Consider the following 15233-nt stretch of genomic DNA (forward strand, 5'->3'; position numbering starts at 1 on the left):
GGATGGTGAACAATGGTGCAGCATGTACTACTGACATCGGCAAGCCAAACGATTTATCATTTGATCGATACGAATACGACCATTTTAGCGAAGGATGGGACTGTGCGGTTAGCGCATGAACGTGATTTGATTCCGGATTTTTTATTTGCGATGCAGCTTAAAGATTTCTTATTGCTAAGCAGGCAAACAAAGCAGGAGGGCAGCCGAAGCTGTTTGTATACCAATGAGATGGGACTGTCTTATTTATCAAAAATGATCGCGATCGAAGGGGATGAGGCGAGTATTTGGGTATTGGGGCCTTTTCTCATGCAAATGCCGGATCTGAATAAAATCGATTCAATCTTCCATACAGAGCCATATAAGCGAAATATCATGCAGGATTTTATGCGCGGCTTAAAACTGTTCAGCAGCTCCAGAATTCAGAGCGCCGTCAACTTGCTGGAACACGCGGGCATGGTCCGTCAGGCTCCCTATGACTGCGTTGACTTGCAAGACGAGGTTTCGGATCGGTTAGAGCGGAAAGAACTGCTGCATATTTTGCAGCAGCCGGATGAGCATGATTCGAAATTAATGGAGGTCAAATACGAGCTGGAGAAGGAAATTATGCAAGCGGTCGAAAATGGCGATAAACAAAAATTAAAAGAAACGATGTCACAGAGCAAAAATTGGTTCGATTTTTCTTCCAGATTTCCGAATCAGCCGATCAGGGCGATGAAAAACATGCTCATCGTATTTAATACGATTTTACGAATGGCAGCGGAGAGAGGGAAGGTTCATCCGTTTTTCCTTCATCACATCTCCGAGAAATTTTCAAAGCAAATCGAGCGTACGGAGAGCATTAATTCGCTTAATACTCTTCGTGAGGTGATGCAGGATGAATATTGCGATTTAGTGAAAAACAAGGCCGTTTCAGGGTATTCGCAAGTCGTGCAGAAAGCAGCGCAACAGATTCGGATCTACTTCAGCAAACCGCTGAATCTGAAACGGCTGGCAGAGCATTGCCTTGTGCATCCTGCGCATTTGTCGAGGCAATTCAAAAAGGAAACTGGAATGACGCTTACTGATTTTCAAAACCGGATGCGGATAGACGAGGCTAAGCTCCTTCTCAAAGAGGGCAGCGCCTCGATCGACCGGATTGCCGGGTATGTCGGCTTTGAAGATGCCGGTTATTTTGCACGAATATTCAAAAGGCTGGAAGGCATGACGCCGACCGTTTACCGAAATACGATGTGATCGCTAGTAATAACGAAAAGAAATTAATTCATCTTGGATGTAGAAGAGCGAACGACAAGCTCGGGCTCTAGGTAAACGGTTTTGAGCGATTCCGGTTGATCTATAAGTTCAAGAATGGTTGCGGCGATCACCGAGGTTATCGTAGCGATGGCAACGCCAACTACGGTCATCGGGACGCCGAGGTCCTCCATCTGCGGCAGGTTGTCATAGCTGACGACGGATAAATCCTGCGGAACGGAAAGCCCGTGCTCGCCGATTGCCCGAAGGATGCCGCGGGTCAAATCGACGCCGCCGCTGATTACAGCCGTTGGGCGCGGCGATCTCTCCAGCATGGTTCGCGCGGCCATGTAGCCGTCGTGAAATTCTAGTCCGTTCATCAAAAGCACGGCTTCGTGCGCGGCGGGGAGACCTAGAGCGTCCATCTCCTCCCGGAAAGCTTCGATCTTGACCGTCTGCAAAGGATCATGCGACTGCGGTTCCCCGATATAAGCGATATTAGTGTGGCCGAGTCCCGCCAAATGGCGAACGGCTAGGCGAACGGCTTGGCCCCGGTTAACGTCAACCGCTGAATAAGGCGTGTATCCGGCTGCGCCATAGGTGAGAATGGGGATTTGCAGCGGATTAAGCTGGTTGAAGCTGGAAAAGCTATCTTGGTCTCCGAAGACAAGGATGGCATCGACTTGATATCTGCGGAAGATTTCGACGGCCGATTCTAAATTGCTGATCGATAGCAAGGTGACATAGCCCTGCATCTCGAGCTGCTCATTAATTTTGGTAATCAGGGAGGAAAGCGCGGCGCGTTCGATCGACGGCCATACGACGCCAATTGCCCCGCTTTTTCTGGAGACGAGGCTCCGTGCGGCAATGTTGGGCTGATAGCCCATTTCTTTGGCGATGGCAAGAATATGCTGCTTTGTTTTGTGCTGGACGAGCGGGCTGTCTCTTAGCGCCTTCGAGACAGTGGAGAAGCTGACGCCAGCGCGGTCTGCAATATCTTTAATGGTTACCATGGATTCCCTCCGGAAGGCACATCTACCTGACTCTTTTATGTCGTTCACTTTATCACAGAACACCTATTTTGCAAATGAAAGCGGTATGTTTTTCGTATAGACAGCTAAGAAAGATTCGGCTATGATGAAAATAACAACGTTGTTAATTTGGAGTGGGAGTGATTCGCTGATGTTTAATTTACAGGATACCGTATCAGTCGTGATCGGCGGAAATGGCGTGCTGGGAAGCGCCATGGCAGGTGCGCTTGCCGAAGCGGGATCAAAGGTGGCTGTCGTTGGCCGGGATATGGAGAAGGCCGCATTGGTTTGCAAGCAAATCGAGCAAAGCGGCGGTACAGCAACATCCTTCCAAGCCGATGCGACTAAAAAGGATGAGCTGGAATCCGTGCTGGGCCAAGTATTGGAATGGGGAGGACGCGTGGATACGCTGGTGAATGCCTCCGGCACGAACAGCTCGACACCGTTTTTTGAACTCGAAATGGATGAATGGGACCGGATTATGGACGTTAACCTCAAGAGCGTCGTGCTGGCAAGCCAAGTTTTTGGGAAAAGAATGGTTGAACAGGGTACCGGCGGCTCCATTATTAATATTTCATCGGTATCATCCGCCCCTGCGCTATCCCGGGTGTTTACTTACTCGGCTTCAAAAGCGGGAGTCAACAGCGTAACGCAGTTTCTGGCCCGTGAACTTGCTCCGCATAACATAAGGGTTAATGCTATTATTCCAGGTTTCTTCCCTGCGGAGCAAAACAAAAAGATTTTATCGCCGGACCGAATTGAATCGATTATGCGGCATACGCCGATGGACCGGTTCGGCTCGCCGGAGGAGCTTAAGGGATCGGTTGTATACTTGGCCTCTCCGCAAGCATCGTCGTTTGTAACGGGCGCTTTTCTGCGGGTAGACGGCGGATTTGGAGCGATGACCATATGAGCGATATTTTATCACAGCTAGTTCAGGACATACCGATTCCAAAGCTTGTGAAGATTCGCCAATCATTTGACGACACGACTCTAGAGGATCCGATTGGACATCTAAGCGAGCGGCTGCGAACATCCGATTCGATGATCGGGATTATAACCGGAAGCAAGGTTGCGGTCGCCGTTGGCAGCCGGGGCATTTCCCGCATCGATGAGCTGACCAAGACGGTGATCGACGAGCTGAAGAGAATCGGCGCTGAGCCGTTCATTGTGCCGTGCATGGGAAGCCATGGGGGAGCGACAGCAGAAGGACAGACGGAGGTGCTTGCACACCTTGGCATAGACGAGCAGCGGATGGGTTGTCCCGTTCGTTCGTCGATGGAAGTTGTCCTGCTGGAACATTTGCCGAACGGCTTGCCGGTATATTGTGACAAAATCGCGGCGACGGAGGCGGATGCAATCGTCGTCATTAACCGCATTAAGCCGCATACCGCTTTTCGCGGGACGATTGAAAGCGGCATGTTTAAGATGATCTCCATCGGTCTTGGCAAGCAAAAGGGAGCGGAAGCCTGCCACCAGCTTGGCTTTAAATATATGGCTGAGAACGTGCCAGCAATGGCAAAGGTGATGATCGAGAAGCTTCCGATTAAATTCGGAGTAGCGGTTGTGGAGAACGCCTATGACCAGATCTGCCGGATCGAGGTTCTGGGCACCGATATTATGGAGGAAAGGGAGAAGGAACTGCTCGTGGAAGCGAAAAGCCGGCTTCCCCAGATTCTTCTTACCGAGCTCGACGTGCTTGTGATCGATTACATCGGCAAGAACATTAGCGGAGACGGAGCCGATCCGAACATTACAGGCAGATACCCTACGCCGTACGCGCATGGCGGTCCTGAGGTCAATAAGATGGTCGTTCTTGACCTTACGCCAGAGTCGCAAGGAAATGCCAATGGAGTAGGCACGGCCGATTTCACGACGAGCCGGCTGGTTAGCAAGACGGATTGGCCGAGCACTTATGCCAATGGGCTGACCTCAACGGTCTGCGCGCCTACCAAACAAGCGACGACGCTTGCGAATGACCGGGATGCCATTAAAGCGGGCATCAAAACCTGCAACATTTTGGACTATACAACCTGCAAGCTGGTTCGCATCCGAGATACGCTTCACCTTGGGACGATTGAAATATCGGTAGCGCTGCTTGAGGAGGCAAAACGCAATCCGCGCATTGAAATTTTGGAAGGACCATACGACTGGACGTTTGACGAGGAAGGATATTTGCCAAAATGAATGCGGATAACCCAATTGTCATCGCCATTGATATCGGAACGACAAGCACGAAGACGCTGGCTGTCGACCTTGCAGGAAACATTCAAGGCAGCGAATCGATTGAATATCCGCTGCACACGCCAAGTCCGGGTTATGCTGAGCAGGAACCGGATGTCATCTACGAGGCTGTGCTGGACGGTGTAGCCAGCGTCATGAAGAAAGGCGGATATTCGGCTGAGCAAGTGGTATGCGTTACCTTTAGTTCAGCGAATCACAGCTTGATTCTTCTGGATGAAGGCGGACTCCCGCTTACTCCAAGCCTTACATGGGCAGATTTGCGCGCCGCTGCCCAAGCCGAGCGGCTGCTCGCCGACGGCACCGGCTTGCCGGTATACTTGCGGACGGGAACGCCGATCCACCCGATGTCGCCGCTCGTCAAGCTGATTTGGATGAGGGAAGAGCGACCGGGTTTGTTTTACGCTGCACATCGGTTCGTTGGCATAAAGGAATATATATTGAATAGGCTATTCGGGGTTGTCATTATGGATCATTCTATCGCAAGCGCAACCGGCCTATTTAACTTGGAAGCGTTGACATGGGATAGCGAAGCGCTGCTTCTGGCTGGTATCCGCGAGGAACAGCTGCCAACATTAGTTCCAACGACGGAACGGATCGATGGATTGAGGCGGGAAGCGGCCGCGCGAATGGGGCTTAATGAGCGTACGGCATTCATTGTCGGCGCACAAGACGGCGTGCTTGCCAATCTCGGAATCGGGGCTGTGGACGAAGGCGTGCTCGCGGTTACGATTGGCACAAGCGGCGCGGTGCGAACAGCGGTTAGCAAGCCTGCTTTCGATCCTGCAGGGCGGCTGTTTTGTTACGCGCTGACGGAGGAGCATTGGATTGTAGGCGGGCCTTCCAATAATGGCGCTATCGTTGCGAGGTGGATTACGGATCGCCTTTACCCAGGCAAGAGCGTTGAAGAGGTGCTTCCCCTTGCAGCAGCTGTGCCTGCGGGAGCTAACGGATTGCTCTTTCTGCCGCTCTTATCGGGTGAGAGGGCTCCCTTCTGGGACGCGCAGGCGAAAGGCGTCATGTTCGGTTTGACCCTCTCGCATAACGAGACAGATATGCTCCGTGCTGCAATGGAAGGCGTTATTTTCCAAATGACAGCGATTGTTTCTTTAATGAAGCAAGCCGGAGAAGCGCCAAAGGAAGTGCGGGCTTCAGGCGGATTTGCGCGTTCAACTATATGGTGCCAAATGATGGCGGATATGCTGGGCGTATCCGTAAGAGTGCCGGTATCGGTTGAAAGCTCGGGACTTGGAGCCGCTCAGCTTGGACTCTACGCGATGGAAGGCTGCCAAGGTCCGCTGCTCAGGTGGAAGGTCGAAGATGGAAGCGTCTATGAACCGAATGCAACGAACCATGAACAATATCAACGTTTACTTCCGCTATATTTAAGCTTATATGATCGATTGAAAGAACCGATGAGGGACATATCGAAGATTCAGCATACGTCTGTTGGATGAGTTGAGCAGTAGGAGGGAGCAGGACCATGCATGATAAATTTAACAAGCTGCAAGCGATTCTAATGGAAATGGAATCTGTCGTGGTCGCGTTTTCCGGAGGCGTCGACAGCACATTCCTGCTGGATGCCGCCATAAAAACGCTCGGAAGCGAGCGTGTCTTAGCGGTCACGGCTGACTCGGAAACGTACCCGACGGAAGAGCTTCAGGAAGCCATTCAGCTGGCGAAGAGTCTTGGCGCAGCGCACCGAGTGATCGAGACATCGGAACTTAATATTCCGGGCTACAAAGAGAATAATGCGAACCGCTGTTATTTTTGCAAAAAGAGTCTGTTCGAGCATTTGGAGCCGTTCATCAAGGACGGAGCTTACCGCCATATCGTCTATGGGCTGATCGCGGATGACATGAATGAGCATAGGCCGGGGGTTCAAGCAGCGAAGGAACGTGGCGTGCGCGGCCCGTTGCAGGAAGCGGGCCTTTATAAAGAAGAAATCCGTGACCTATCCCGCGAGCATGGGCTAGCCACTTGGAATAAGCCGTCCTTTGCTTGCCTTTCTTCGCGAATTGCATACGGAGAGACGATAACCATCGAGAAGCTTGGCCGCGTCGGAGAAGCCGAGCGCTATATCCGTTCGCTCGGATTTGGCCAAGTAAGGGTAAGAAGCCATGGCGATATCGCCAGAATCGAAGTCGAGCCCAAAGCGATGGAGCAGTTGATCGGCCATTCGTCAGCGATCTCAGAACGGTTGAAAGAGCTTGGTTTTATTTATGTGGCGATGGATCTATCCGGTTACCGCAGCGGCAGCATGAACAAAGTGCTTGAACGTGGAGGGGCGGCGCTATGAATGAGTTTGAGGATTTAGGCTTTTGCAAGCTGGATATCGGGCGAAGCGAGCGAACCGGACATCCGGAGGTCGTTTTTGGACAGGGCAAAACAACGGACCAGGTTGAAACGATCTTCTCCCGGCTTGTTGAAGTCCATGGCAGGGCGCTTGTGACGCGGGCAACGGCTGAAATGGGCGAGCGAGTGGTCGCTAAATTTCCAGACGCGCATTATGACGAAGCATCTCGCCTTATTTCGTTAGGCCGCTCAGCGCGGAGGCTCCCAGGTAAGGTAGCCGTCGTGACCGGAGGCACATCCGATATTCCGGTAGCGGAGGAAGCGGCGGGAACTGCCGAGTGGATGGGCTGCGAGGTTGATCGCATTTATGACGTTGGCGTTGCAGGCATCGACCGGCTGCTCAGCCAGAAGGACAGGATCAGGGAAGCTTCAGTTGTCATTGGAGTCGCTGGCATGGAGGGCGCCTTGGTAAGCGTGGTCGGAGGACTCGTGCGAAGGCCGGTTATTGCCGTGCCAACCTCAGTGGGATACGGGGCGAATTTGCAAGGCATAACGACGCTTCTTGCCATGATGACTTCCTGCGCAGCCGGGGTAACGGTAGTCAATATCGATAACGGCTTTGGGGCAGGTTTTCAGGCGGCGATGATTTTACAATTGGTAGCGGAGGGCACTTAGCATGAGGACGGTTTATTTGGATTGCATTTCAGGCATCGCAGGGGATATGGCATTGTCCGCGCTCGTGGACCTTGGCGCAGACCCGAACTACATTATCAGCCATCTATCGAAGCTGCCGATCGATCCGTTTACGATGGAATTCGTCAAGGTGGATCGGAGGGGCATCACAGCGAAATGGCTGAAGCTAAGCTTTGATAGCAGCGGGCAAGAGGATATCGTTGATGGGCATCACCATGCTCATGATCATAGCCACGACCATAGCCACGACCATGATCACCATCATGCGCATGATCATAGCCATGATCATAAACACCATCATGCGCACGGTCATAGCCACGATCATGAACATCATCATGCACACGATCATAGCCACGACCATGATCACCAGCATGGTCACGCTCACAGCCATGAGCACAGAAAAGCTTCCGATATTATGCGGATGATCGAAAATTCAAGCTTGCCGAACCGCGTTAAAGAGCGAAGCTTGTCTATCTTTCAATTAATTGCCGAAGCGGAGGGCAAAATTCATGGCATGGACCCGGCTGACGTGCACTTTCACGAAGTAGGAGCGATGGACTCTATTTTAGATGTCATTGGCGTATGTTTAGCATTGGAGAGCCTCGATGCCGGCAGCATCATCGTTTCTCCCGTGCCGACAGGAACAGGCAAGCTCCGCATGGCACATGGCTTGTATCCGATTCCGGCTCCTGCGACGGCGGAGTTGCTTCGTGGCGTACCGTTATCGGCGTTCACGGCGAAAGGTGAATTGACGACGCCGACAGGAGCCGGAATCGTCAAAGCGCTTGCCTCTAGCTTCGGTCCGCTGCCCGCGGGTACGATTGACCGGATTGGCTATGGGGCAGGAACCAAGGATTTTGAACATCCGAACGTTTTGCGCGCAGTTTTGTACGGGCAGGAGCATAAAGAAAACAAAGAGACGATCGTTGTACTCGAAGCCCAAGTGGACGATTCTACGGGGGAGACGCTTGGTTATGCGATGGAGCGGTTATTCGAGGCTGGGGCGCTCGACGTTTACCATACGCCGGTATACATGAAAAAAAATCGTCCCGGTGTTCTCATCAGCGTATTGTGCCGTCCAGCGGATAGCGATCGCTGCGAGGATACGCTGCTTGCCGAGACGTCCACCTTCGGCGTGCGCCGCAGCGAGTGGCAGCGCAAGGCGCTTGAGCGAAGATGGATTACGGTCGAAACCGAGTACGGCTCAGTCAGAGTGAAGCAGGCTATCGACGGCGAGAGGATCATTCGCCAATCTCCGGAATTTGAGGATGCGGCGCAAGCTGCCCGTACATCCGGAATACCTCTTGAAACGGTATATCGCGAAGTATATAAACGTTTAAACGATTAAGAGGCCTCTAGCGAAGCGTGTTTATGGGTTGTTGGCCGCATGTGCGTCCCGCAACCCAATGGGCGCTATTCTTTTGCCTATCTATAACAACGTTGTTATAATGCGATCCTTGCGAGTAATGGATCAACTTAATAAGGGGGAAATGATAATGAATACACAATCGGTTATAAGCTTGGCAGATCTTCGTGTAACGGTAGAGAAACTGGCTAACAGCATGCCTGTCACGGATATGCATACCCATTTATATTCGCCTGGATTTGGAGAGCTGCTGCTATGGGGCATTGATGATCTGCTGACGTACCATTATTTGATTTCGGAATCATTCAGATGGTCCGAGGACGAATACGGCCATTTCTGGTCGATGTCTAAGCGCGAGCAAGCGGATTGGATATGGAAGCAATTGTTCATCGACCATTCCCCGGTAAGCGAGGCGGCCAGCGGTTTCATTACCATTTTGAAACGGCTCGGATTCGACGTGTCCTCTCGCAATCTGGACGATTACCGTCAAGCCTTGGCGAATCGCTCCGTTTATGAACAGGTTGATACAGTGATGCAGATTGCGGGAATTGAAAAAATCGTCATGACAAACGACCCTTTTGACGCTTTAGAGCGGCCGATCTGGTTGTCCGGCCAAGGAAAGTCGGACCCTCGTTTTTTTGCGGCGCTTCGGGTGGATGCCCTACTTAATGATTGGCCTCACGCCGTAAGCGAGCTGCAAAAGCTCGGATTTGACGTAACGGCGGAATGGACGGAGCGGACAAAGGAGGAAACGCGCCGTTTTCTATCGGAATGGATCATTCGGATGGATGCTCTTTACCTTGCGGTCTCCATGCCGGGTGATTTCAGGTATCCCGCTGAGGATCATAGAAGCAAAATGATGGATGAGGTCATGATTCCCGTATGCCAAGAGCAGCAGATCCCTTTTGCGCTCATGATCGGCGTTCGGAGAAGAGTGAACCCGGCGCTCGGATTAGCCGGCGATATGAGCATGCTGTCGGACGTGTCTGCCGTGGAAGCGTTATGCCGACGTTATCCGGAGCAAAAGTTTCTTGTTACGATGCTGGCAAGAGAGAATCAGCATGAATTGACGGTGCTTGCCCGCAAATTCCGCAATTTGATGATCTTTGGATGCTGGTGGTTTTTGCATATCGAATCCATGGTTGAGGAGATGACGAGGTTCCGCATTGAGCTTCTAGGCACCTCGGTCATTCCGCAGCACTCCGACTGCCGTGTCTTCGAGCAGCTGATCTATAAATGGGAGCATTCGCGGAAAATTATCGGTAGCGTGCTGGCGGACAAATATGAGAAGCTGCACCACAGCGGGTGGGAAGTGACCGAAGAGGAAATCAAAAGAGATTTGGATGATCTGCTAAACCGTAATTTCTGGCGTTTTCTGGGCAAGGATATTACCTAGCCGAATTAATAAGAAGATTGAAGCAAAAAAAGGCTATTCTTACCGGGTCGGCGGGGAATCGCCTTTTCTTTCATAGAGGAGATCTATCACTCCAACGAATGGCCAAATGCTCAATGCTCTGCGCTGTCCATGTTTCATTCTTTCTTTCATTTGCCTTCATTTGAGCATTGAGCATGGGAGTACTATAATAGAAGCAAGCAATGGCTAAGTTCATTTATAAAACTATTGGAGGTAAAATGACTATGACATATCCTACATATCAGCAATTAGAAAATTACGCAGCGCTGGCTGTTCAGGTTGGCGTCAACGTGCAGCAAGGGCAGACGGTTGTCGTTATGGCTCCGATTACCGCGGCTCCGCTGGTTCGGCTCATTGCCTCTAAGGCTTATGAAGCCGGTGCCAAAAACGTACACGTGGAATATAACGATGAGGAGCTTTCCCGCATTAAATACAAGCAAGCGCCAGAGGAAGCCTTCTCGGAATACCCGATTTGGCGTGCCAAGGCGTGGGAGGATTTCGTAGACAAGGGCGCGGCGTTTATTACGGTTTATTCCCCGAACCCCGACCTTCTGAACGATGTGGACCCGGCACGCGTTGCGACTGCGACTAAGACGGCATCTACTGCGATGAGCGGCTACCGCGGCGCTTTGATGAACCATACCAATGCATGGACACTTATCTCGTATGCCACGCCGGAATGGGCATCCAAAGTATTTCCGGATGTATCGACGGAAGAAGCGGTCCAGAAGCTGTGGGAGCGGATTGTGGAAGCTACGCGCGTCGGGTTGGAAGATCCGGTTCAAGCGTGGAAAGCTCATAACGCGAAGCTTCTCCAAATGGTTGAGCTGCTTAACGGCAAACGTTACAAGCAATTGCAATATGAAGCGCCAGGCACAAGCTTGACCGTAGACCTGCCGGAAGGCCATATTTGGCTGGGCGGAGCAAAAGCGAATGCCAAAGGGGTATTTTTTAATCCGAACATGCCGACAGAAGAAGTATTCACAATGCCGCATAGAGAGGGCGTGAATGGCGTCGTTCGCAGCACGAAGCCTTTAAATTACAATGGTCAAGTGATTAACGGCTTCTCCTTGACCTTCAAGGATGGCAAAGTAATCGATTATTCGGCGGAGCAAGGTTATGAGGCGCTCTCTAATTTGCTTAACACGGATGAAGGCGCAAGGCATTTGGGTGAAATCGCGCTTGTCCCTGATGACTCGCCTATATCCAATTCCAACGTGGTTTTTATTAATACCTTATATGATGAGAATGCCTCCTGCCACCTTGCACTAGGCCAGGCGTATCCGGTTAACCTTGCTGGCGGTACGAAAATGTCTCCTGAGGAGCTGCTCGCTCACGGTGCAAACCGCAGCCTTACGCATGAAGATTTTATGATCGGCTCTCCCGACATGAATATTGACGGCATAACGCAGGACGGCACGCGCGAACCCATCTTCCGTAATGGCAACTGGGCGATTTAGCTGTCATTAAATAAGTGGAATGGCTTGTTTACTCCTTCACTAAGAACACAAGATAACCAGTGATGGTTTCTTGTGCTCTCCGTGGAGGTTTTTTTGTTTATTAAGGTACAATTTATCCAGATTATAGTTGTTGATGCAAGCCTGCTTATATGCTTTAGTCGTTGATTTGCGATGAAAAGGAACAATTCCAAAAAAATTTAACATCAAACCAAAAAAAAACGTATCACGTCTACTGCCCTTACTACATGATAATTGTAAATAGGAAAGCGCATTATAAATTTTAGAATTGGGGGATAAAAAGATGAAGAAATTAATTCTGGTCATGGTAATGGCATTAGTAGCTGTAAGCTTAGCAGCTTGCGGCGGCAACAATGCAGCCACGGAAGAGAGCAGTAACCCGACTAACGGGAACGCGGGCAGCACCAAAAAAGAGGTCACGCTAAAGTTTCAAATTCATACGGCCGATGAATCTTCCGTTCAATTGAAAGCGCTTCGTCAAATTGTAAAGGATTACACAGAAGCTAACCCAAACATTAAAATCGATGTTGATGCGTTAAACAGCGACCAACAAAAATTGAAGCTGAAAACGCAAGCCGCTTCCAATGACATGCCGGATGTTACCGTAGTAAATCCGGGCGCTCAAATGAAGCCTTATGTAGATGGCGGCAAGCTTGCTCCGCTTGACGACATTTTAGACAAAGACGGTTTGCGCGACTCCTACCAAAAAGGAATTCTCGATTACTATACGTTTGATGGTAAAACGTACGGGTTGTCGGAGGCAAACGATATTGGCCTCATGTATTACAACACGGAGCTGTTCGAAAAAGCGGGTGTAGCGATTCCGACTACTTTCGAAGAGATCGTAGAAGCTTCCAAACAGCTTAAAGCTAAAGGGATCATCCCGATGACAATCGGTGAGAAAGAGCCGTGGACAGGATCGTTCTTGTTTATGAATATCGTTCTTCGCCTTGGCGGACCTAGCTTCTTGCAGGATGTAATCGACAAGAAAAAGTCGTTTGATGACCCGGCATTCGTGAAAGCGATTGAAAAAATGCAAGATCTTATCCAAGCAGGCGCATTCCAGGAAGGCGCTACGTCATTCGATTACGAGCAAGGCGAGAATTTGTTCCTGACCGGCAAAGCAGCAATGTATTATATGGGCTCATGGGTAACCGCTTCTATTGAAGGATCTGATATTCAGGACAAAGTTGCCGCGAAACCGTTCCCAACGGTAGACGGCAAAGGCGATCCGAATGAATTTATGCTTGGGCCTGGTTCAGGTTACGTGATCTCTGCCAGCACGAAGCATATGGAAGAATCCAAACAATTTTTGCTTTACTACATGACTAACTATCCGAAAAAGATGTTCGAAATGAAAGGCGCGGTAGGTCTTGCGCAAATCGTTGACGGTGACTTCGTTAAAGCCGGTTACTCGAAAGCAGCAATTGATGTTCTCGATATTATCAAATCGGTAAAAGGCGGAACGATCGCGTTTGACAACTTGATTGATCCAAGCACGACGCAGTATCACTTAAACGCGCTTCAAGGTATGTTCATCCAGAAGGTTAAGCCTGAGGACATCGCTGCCGAGCATAAAAGCAATTTTGACATGAACAATCCTTGATTTTCAAATTTAAAAACAAACTAAGGGAGCCTAAACGGTTCCCTTCCTTTATTCAATAACCAGGCCAACGCAGCCTATGGCAACACGGAGGGATTACAATGAATATTTTGAAAGTTTCGAAAACAACACTAGCGATCTTCGTTCTGCCGTGCCTGATCTTGTATGTGTTGATGGTGTTCGTACCTATTGTCATATCGATGTTTTACTCGTTCTTCCAATGGGATGGGATGAGCTCAGCAAAATATGTAGGACTTCATAACTTTGTATCTATGCTCACGAAAGATCCATTATTTTGGCCGGCGGTTAACCGCGGATTGCTCTTTGCACTCATATCCGCTTGCGAAATTCCTGTAGCGCTGTTTGTAGCCATATTGCTCACACGTTACCTTCGCAAACCCAATACGTTGGTTTCGATTTATTTTTTACCGGTTATTTTGTCTGTTGTCGTTATCGGGCAGCTATGGCGCTCGATTTACAACCCGGCTGAATTTGGCGGGATGCTGAATAAGCTTCTGATATCTGTAGGGCTGGAGAGCTGGACGCATACTTGGCTCGCAGAACCTAAAATAGCGATTTACGCGATCTTTTTCGTCGCCTTGTGGCAGTACCTAGGCTATCATGTCCTGATCCAGTTTACGGGACTACAGAATATTTCCAAGGAAATATATGAAGCATCACGAATCGATGGAGCAGAAGGCTTTAAAGCCGATCGTTATATTACGCTGCCGTTGATGGCACCCGTTCTGAAAATTTCACTTATACTTGCAGTCATCGGTTCACTTAATGCCTTTGATATTGTTATGGTTATGACAGGCGGAGGGCCAGGCAATTCGACCGAAGTGATTTCCACTCTCATGTATAACAAAACGTTCATGTCCTTCCAATATGGCTACGGCAGCGCAATGTCCGTATTCTTGGTCGCAGAAGGATTGGTCGCAACCATATTGCTTAATTTTGCCTTCAAACGATCAGAGAATGCCGCATCTTAGTATGGCGGAATAGGAGGATGAAACAAGTGAAAATCAAAAAAACGATCGTTCGGGCATTTTTGGCCCTTCTAATATTAACACAGGTATATCCATTGCTTTGGCTGGTATTGTATTCATTTAAGACCAACGAGGAAATTTTGTCGAGCAGCTTCTTCGCTCTTCCAAAAATCATGAAGTGGGAAAACTACTCCAATGCTTTTGTGAGCGGCCACTACTTGCAATATTTATGGAATAGCGTTATTGTGACAGGAATATCGATGGTGATCACATTGGTGCTTGGCGCCATGGTTTCCTACGCAATCGGACGTTTCAAATGGAGAGGCTCTAAAATTGTGATGCTTATTTTTCTAATCGGCATTATGATTCCGACGCAAGCGACGTTGATTCCGCTCGTCGTATTGTTTAATAAGCTGCACATTATGGATACGCATATTTCGCTTATTTTGCCTTATATCGCATTTTCGGTACCGATGGCTGTCTTTATTCTGTCCGAATTTTATAAGGGCATTCCACATGAGCTTGAGGAATCGGCGGCGATGGATGGGGCATCTATTTTCCGGATTTTTGCAAGCATCATTTTTCCGATTACGATTCCGCCATTGATGACCGTATCGATCGTTACGTTCATCAGCATTTGGAATGAATACATTATGGCGGCAACTTTTATTTCGTCTGCCCATTTAAAAACTTTGCCATTCGGTATTTATAGCTTTGTTGGTAAATATACGACGAATTACGGCGCTATTGGCGCATACTTGATATTAGGCGTTATTCCAGTCCTGATCGTTTACTTCCTTCTTGCTGACAAAATTACTTCAGGCATGGTTGCCGGAGCCGTTAAGGGATAATCGATACAGGCCCGCATAAAAAAAGATTCAGGGGAGATAAAA

General features: G+C 49.7%; 13 protein-coding genes. 12 read left to right on the forward strand and 1 reads right to left on the reverse strand.

The annotated features are described in order from the left end of the window. Positions 1 to 12: 12 nt before the first annotated feature. Complete coding sequence (locus ADU23_RS18695) at positions 13 to 1233, forward strand: helix-turn-helix domain-containing protein (protein ID WP_053375112.1); 1221 nt, start codon at positions 13 to 15, stop codon at positions 1231 to 1233. Between the two features lie 23 nt (positions 1234 to 1256). Here the strand turns inward: ADU23_RS18695 and ADU23_RS18700 are convergent, their stop codons facing one another. Continuing rightward, positions 1257 to 2243 (reverse strand): LacI family DNA-binding transcriptional regulator, encoded by a 987-nt coding sequence (locus ADU23_RS18700; protein ID WP_053375113.1) that lies wholly within the window; start codon positions 2241 to 2243, stop codon positions 1257 to 1259. Between the two features lie 169 nt (positions 2244 to 2412). Between ADU23_RS18700 and ADU23_RS18705 the strand changes: the two genes are divergently transcribed. The 11 genes from ADU23_RS18705 (at position 2413) to ADU23_RS18755 (ending at position 15191) form a co-directional block, all read left to right on the forward strand. Continuing rightward, entirely contained in the window at positions 2413 to 3174 is a 762-nt protein-coding gene (locus ADU23_RS18705; protein WP_053375114.1) for an SDR family oxidoreductase, read from the forward strand. Next, the gene (locus ADU23_RS18710; protein WP_053375115.1) at positions 3171 to 4448 is read left to right on the forward strand and encodes a lactate racemase domain-containing protein; all 1278 of its coding nucleotides are present in this window, start codon (positions 3171 to 3173) and stop codon (positions 4446 to 4448) included. The genes ADU23_RS18705 and ADU23_RS18710 overlap by 4 nt, the downstream gene beginning before the upstream one ends. Beyond that, the gene (locus ADU23_RS18715; RefSeq protein ID WP_053375116.1) at positions 4445 to 5959 is read left to right on the forward strand and encodes a gluconokinase; all 1515 of its coding nucleotides are present in this window, start codon (positions 4445 to 4447) and stop codon (positions 5957 to 5959) included. The genes ADU23_RS18710 and ADU23_RS18715 overlap by 4 nt, the downstream gene beginning before the upstream one ends. A gap of 26 nt (positions 5960 to 5985) precedes the next feature. Continuing rightward, positions 5986 to 6801: an ATP-dependent sacrificial sulfur transferase LarE gene (gene larE / locus ADU23_RS18720; RefSeq protein ID WP_053375117.1), complete on the forward strand. Its 816-nt coding sequence runs from the start codon at positions 5986 to 5988 to the stop codon at positions 6799 to 6801. Beyond that, the gene (larB, locus tag ADU23_RS18725; RefSeq protein ID WP_053375118.1) at positions 6798 to 7472 is read left to right on the forward strand and encodes a nickel pincer cofactor biosynthesis protein LarB; all 675 of its coding nucleotides are present in this window, start codon (positions 6798 to 6800) and stop codon (positions 7470 to 7472) included. Before larE ends, larB begins: the two co-directional genes overlap by 4 nt. Position 7473: 1 nt before the next feature. Next, a complete protein-coding gene (gene larC / locus ADU23_RS18730) occupies positions 7474 to 8838 on the forward strand; it encodes a nickel pincer cofactor biosynthesis protein LarC (protein ID WP_053375119.1) in 1365 nt (454 codons plus the stop codon). Between the two features lie 148 nt (positions 8839 to 8986). Further along, entirely contained in the window at positions 8987 to 10252 is a 1266-nt protein-coding gene (locus tag ADU23_RS18735) for a glucuronate isomerase (protein WP_053375120.1), read from the forward strand. Positions 10253 to 10494: 242 nt separating this feature from the next. After that, positions 10495 to 11730, forward strand: coding sequence for an aminopeptidase (locus ADU23_RS18740; RefSeq protein WP_053375121.1), 1236 nt, complete (start codon positions 10495 to 10497; stop codon positions 11728 to 11730). Positions 11731 to 12031: 301 nt separating this feature from the next. Beyond that, entirely contained in the window at positions 12032 to 13354 is a 1323-nt protein-coding gene (locus ADU23_RS18745; protein ID WP_053375122.1) for an extracellular solute-binding protein, read from the forward strand. A gap of 98 nt (positions 13355 to 13452) precedes the next feature. Next, positions 13453 to 14343 (forward strand): carbohydrate ABC transporter permease, encoded by an 891-nt coding sequence (locus ADU23_RS18750; RefSeq protein ID WP_053375123.1) that lies wholly within the window; start codon positions 13453 to 13455, stop codon positions 14341 to 14343. Positions 14344 to 14360: 17 nt separating this feature from the next. Beyond that, complete coding sequence (locus ADU23_RS18755; protein ID WP_053375124.1) at positions 14361 to 15191, forward strand: carbohydrate ABC transporter permease; 831 nt, start codon at positions 14361 to 14363, stop codon at positions 15189 to 15191. Positions 15192 to 15233 lie beyond the last annotated feature (42 nt).

This window comes from Paenibacillus sp. FJAT-27812 (genome assembly GCF_001273905.1).
Classification (GTDB): domain Bacteria; phylum Bacillota; class Bacilli; order Paenibacillales; family Paenibacillaceae; genus Pristimantibacillus.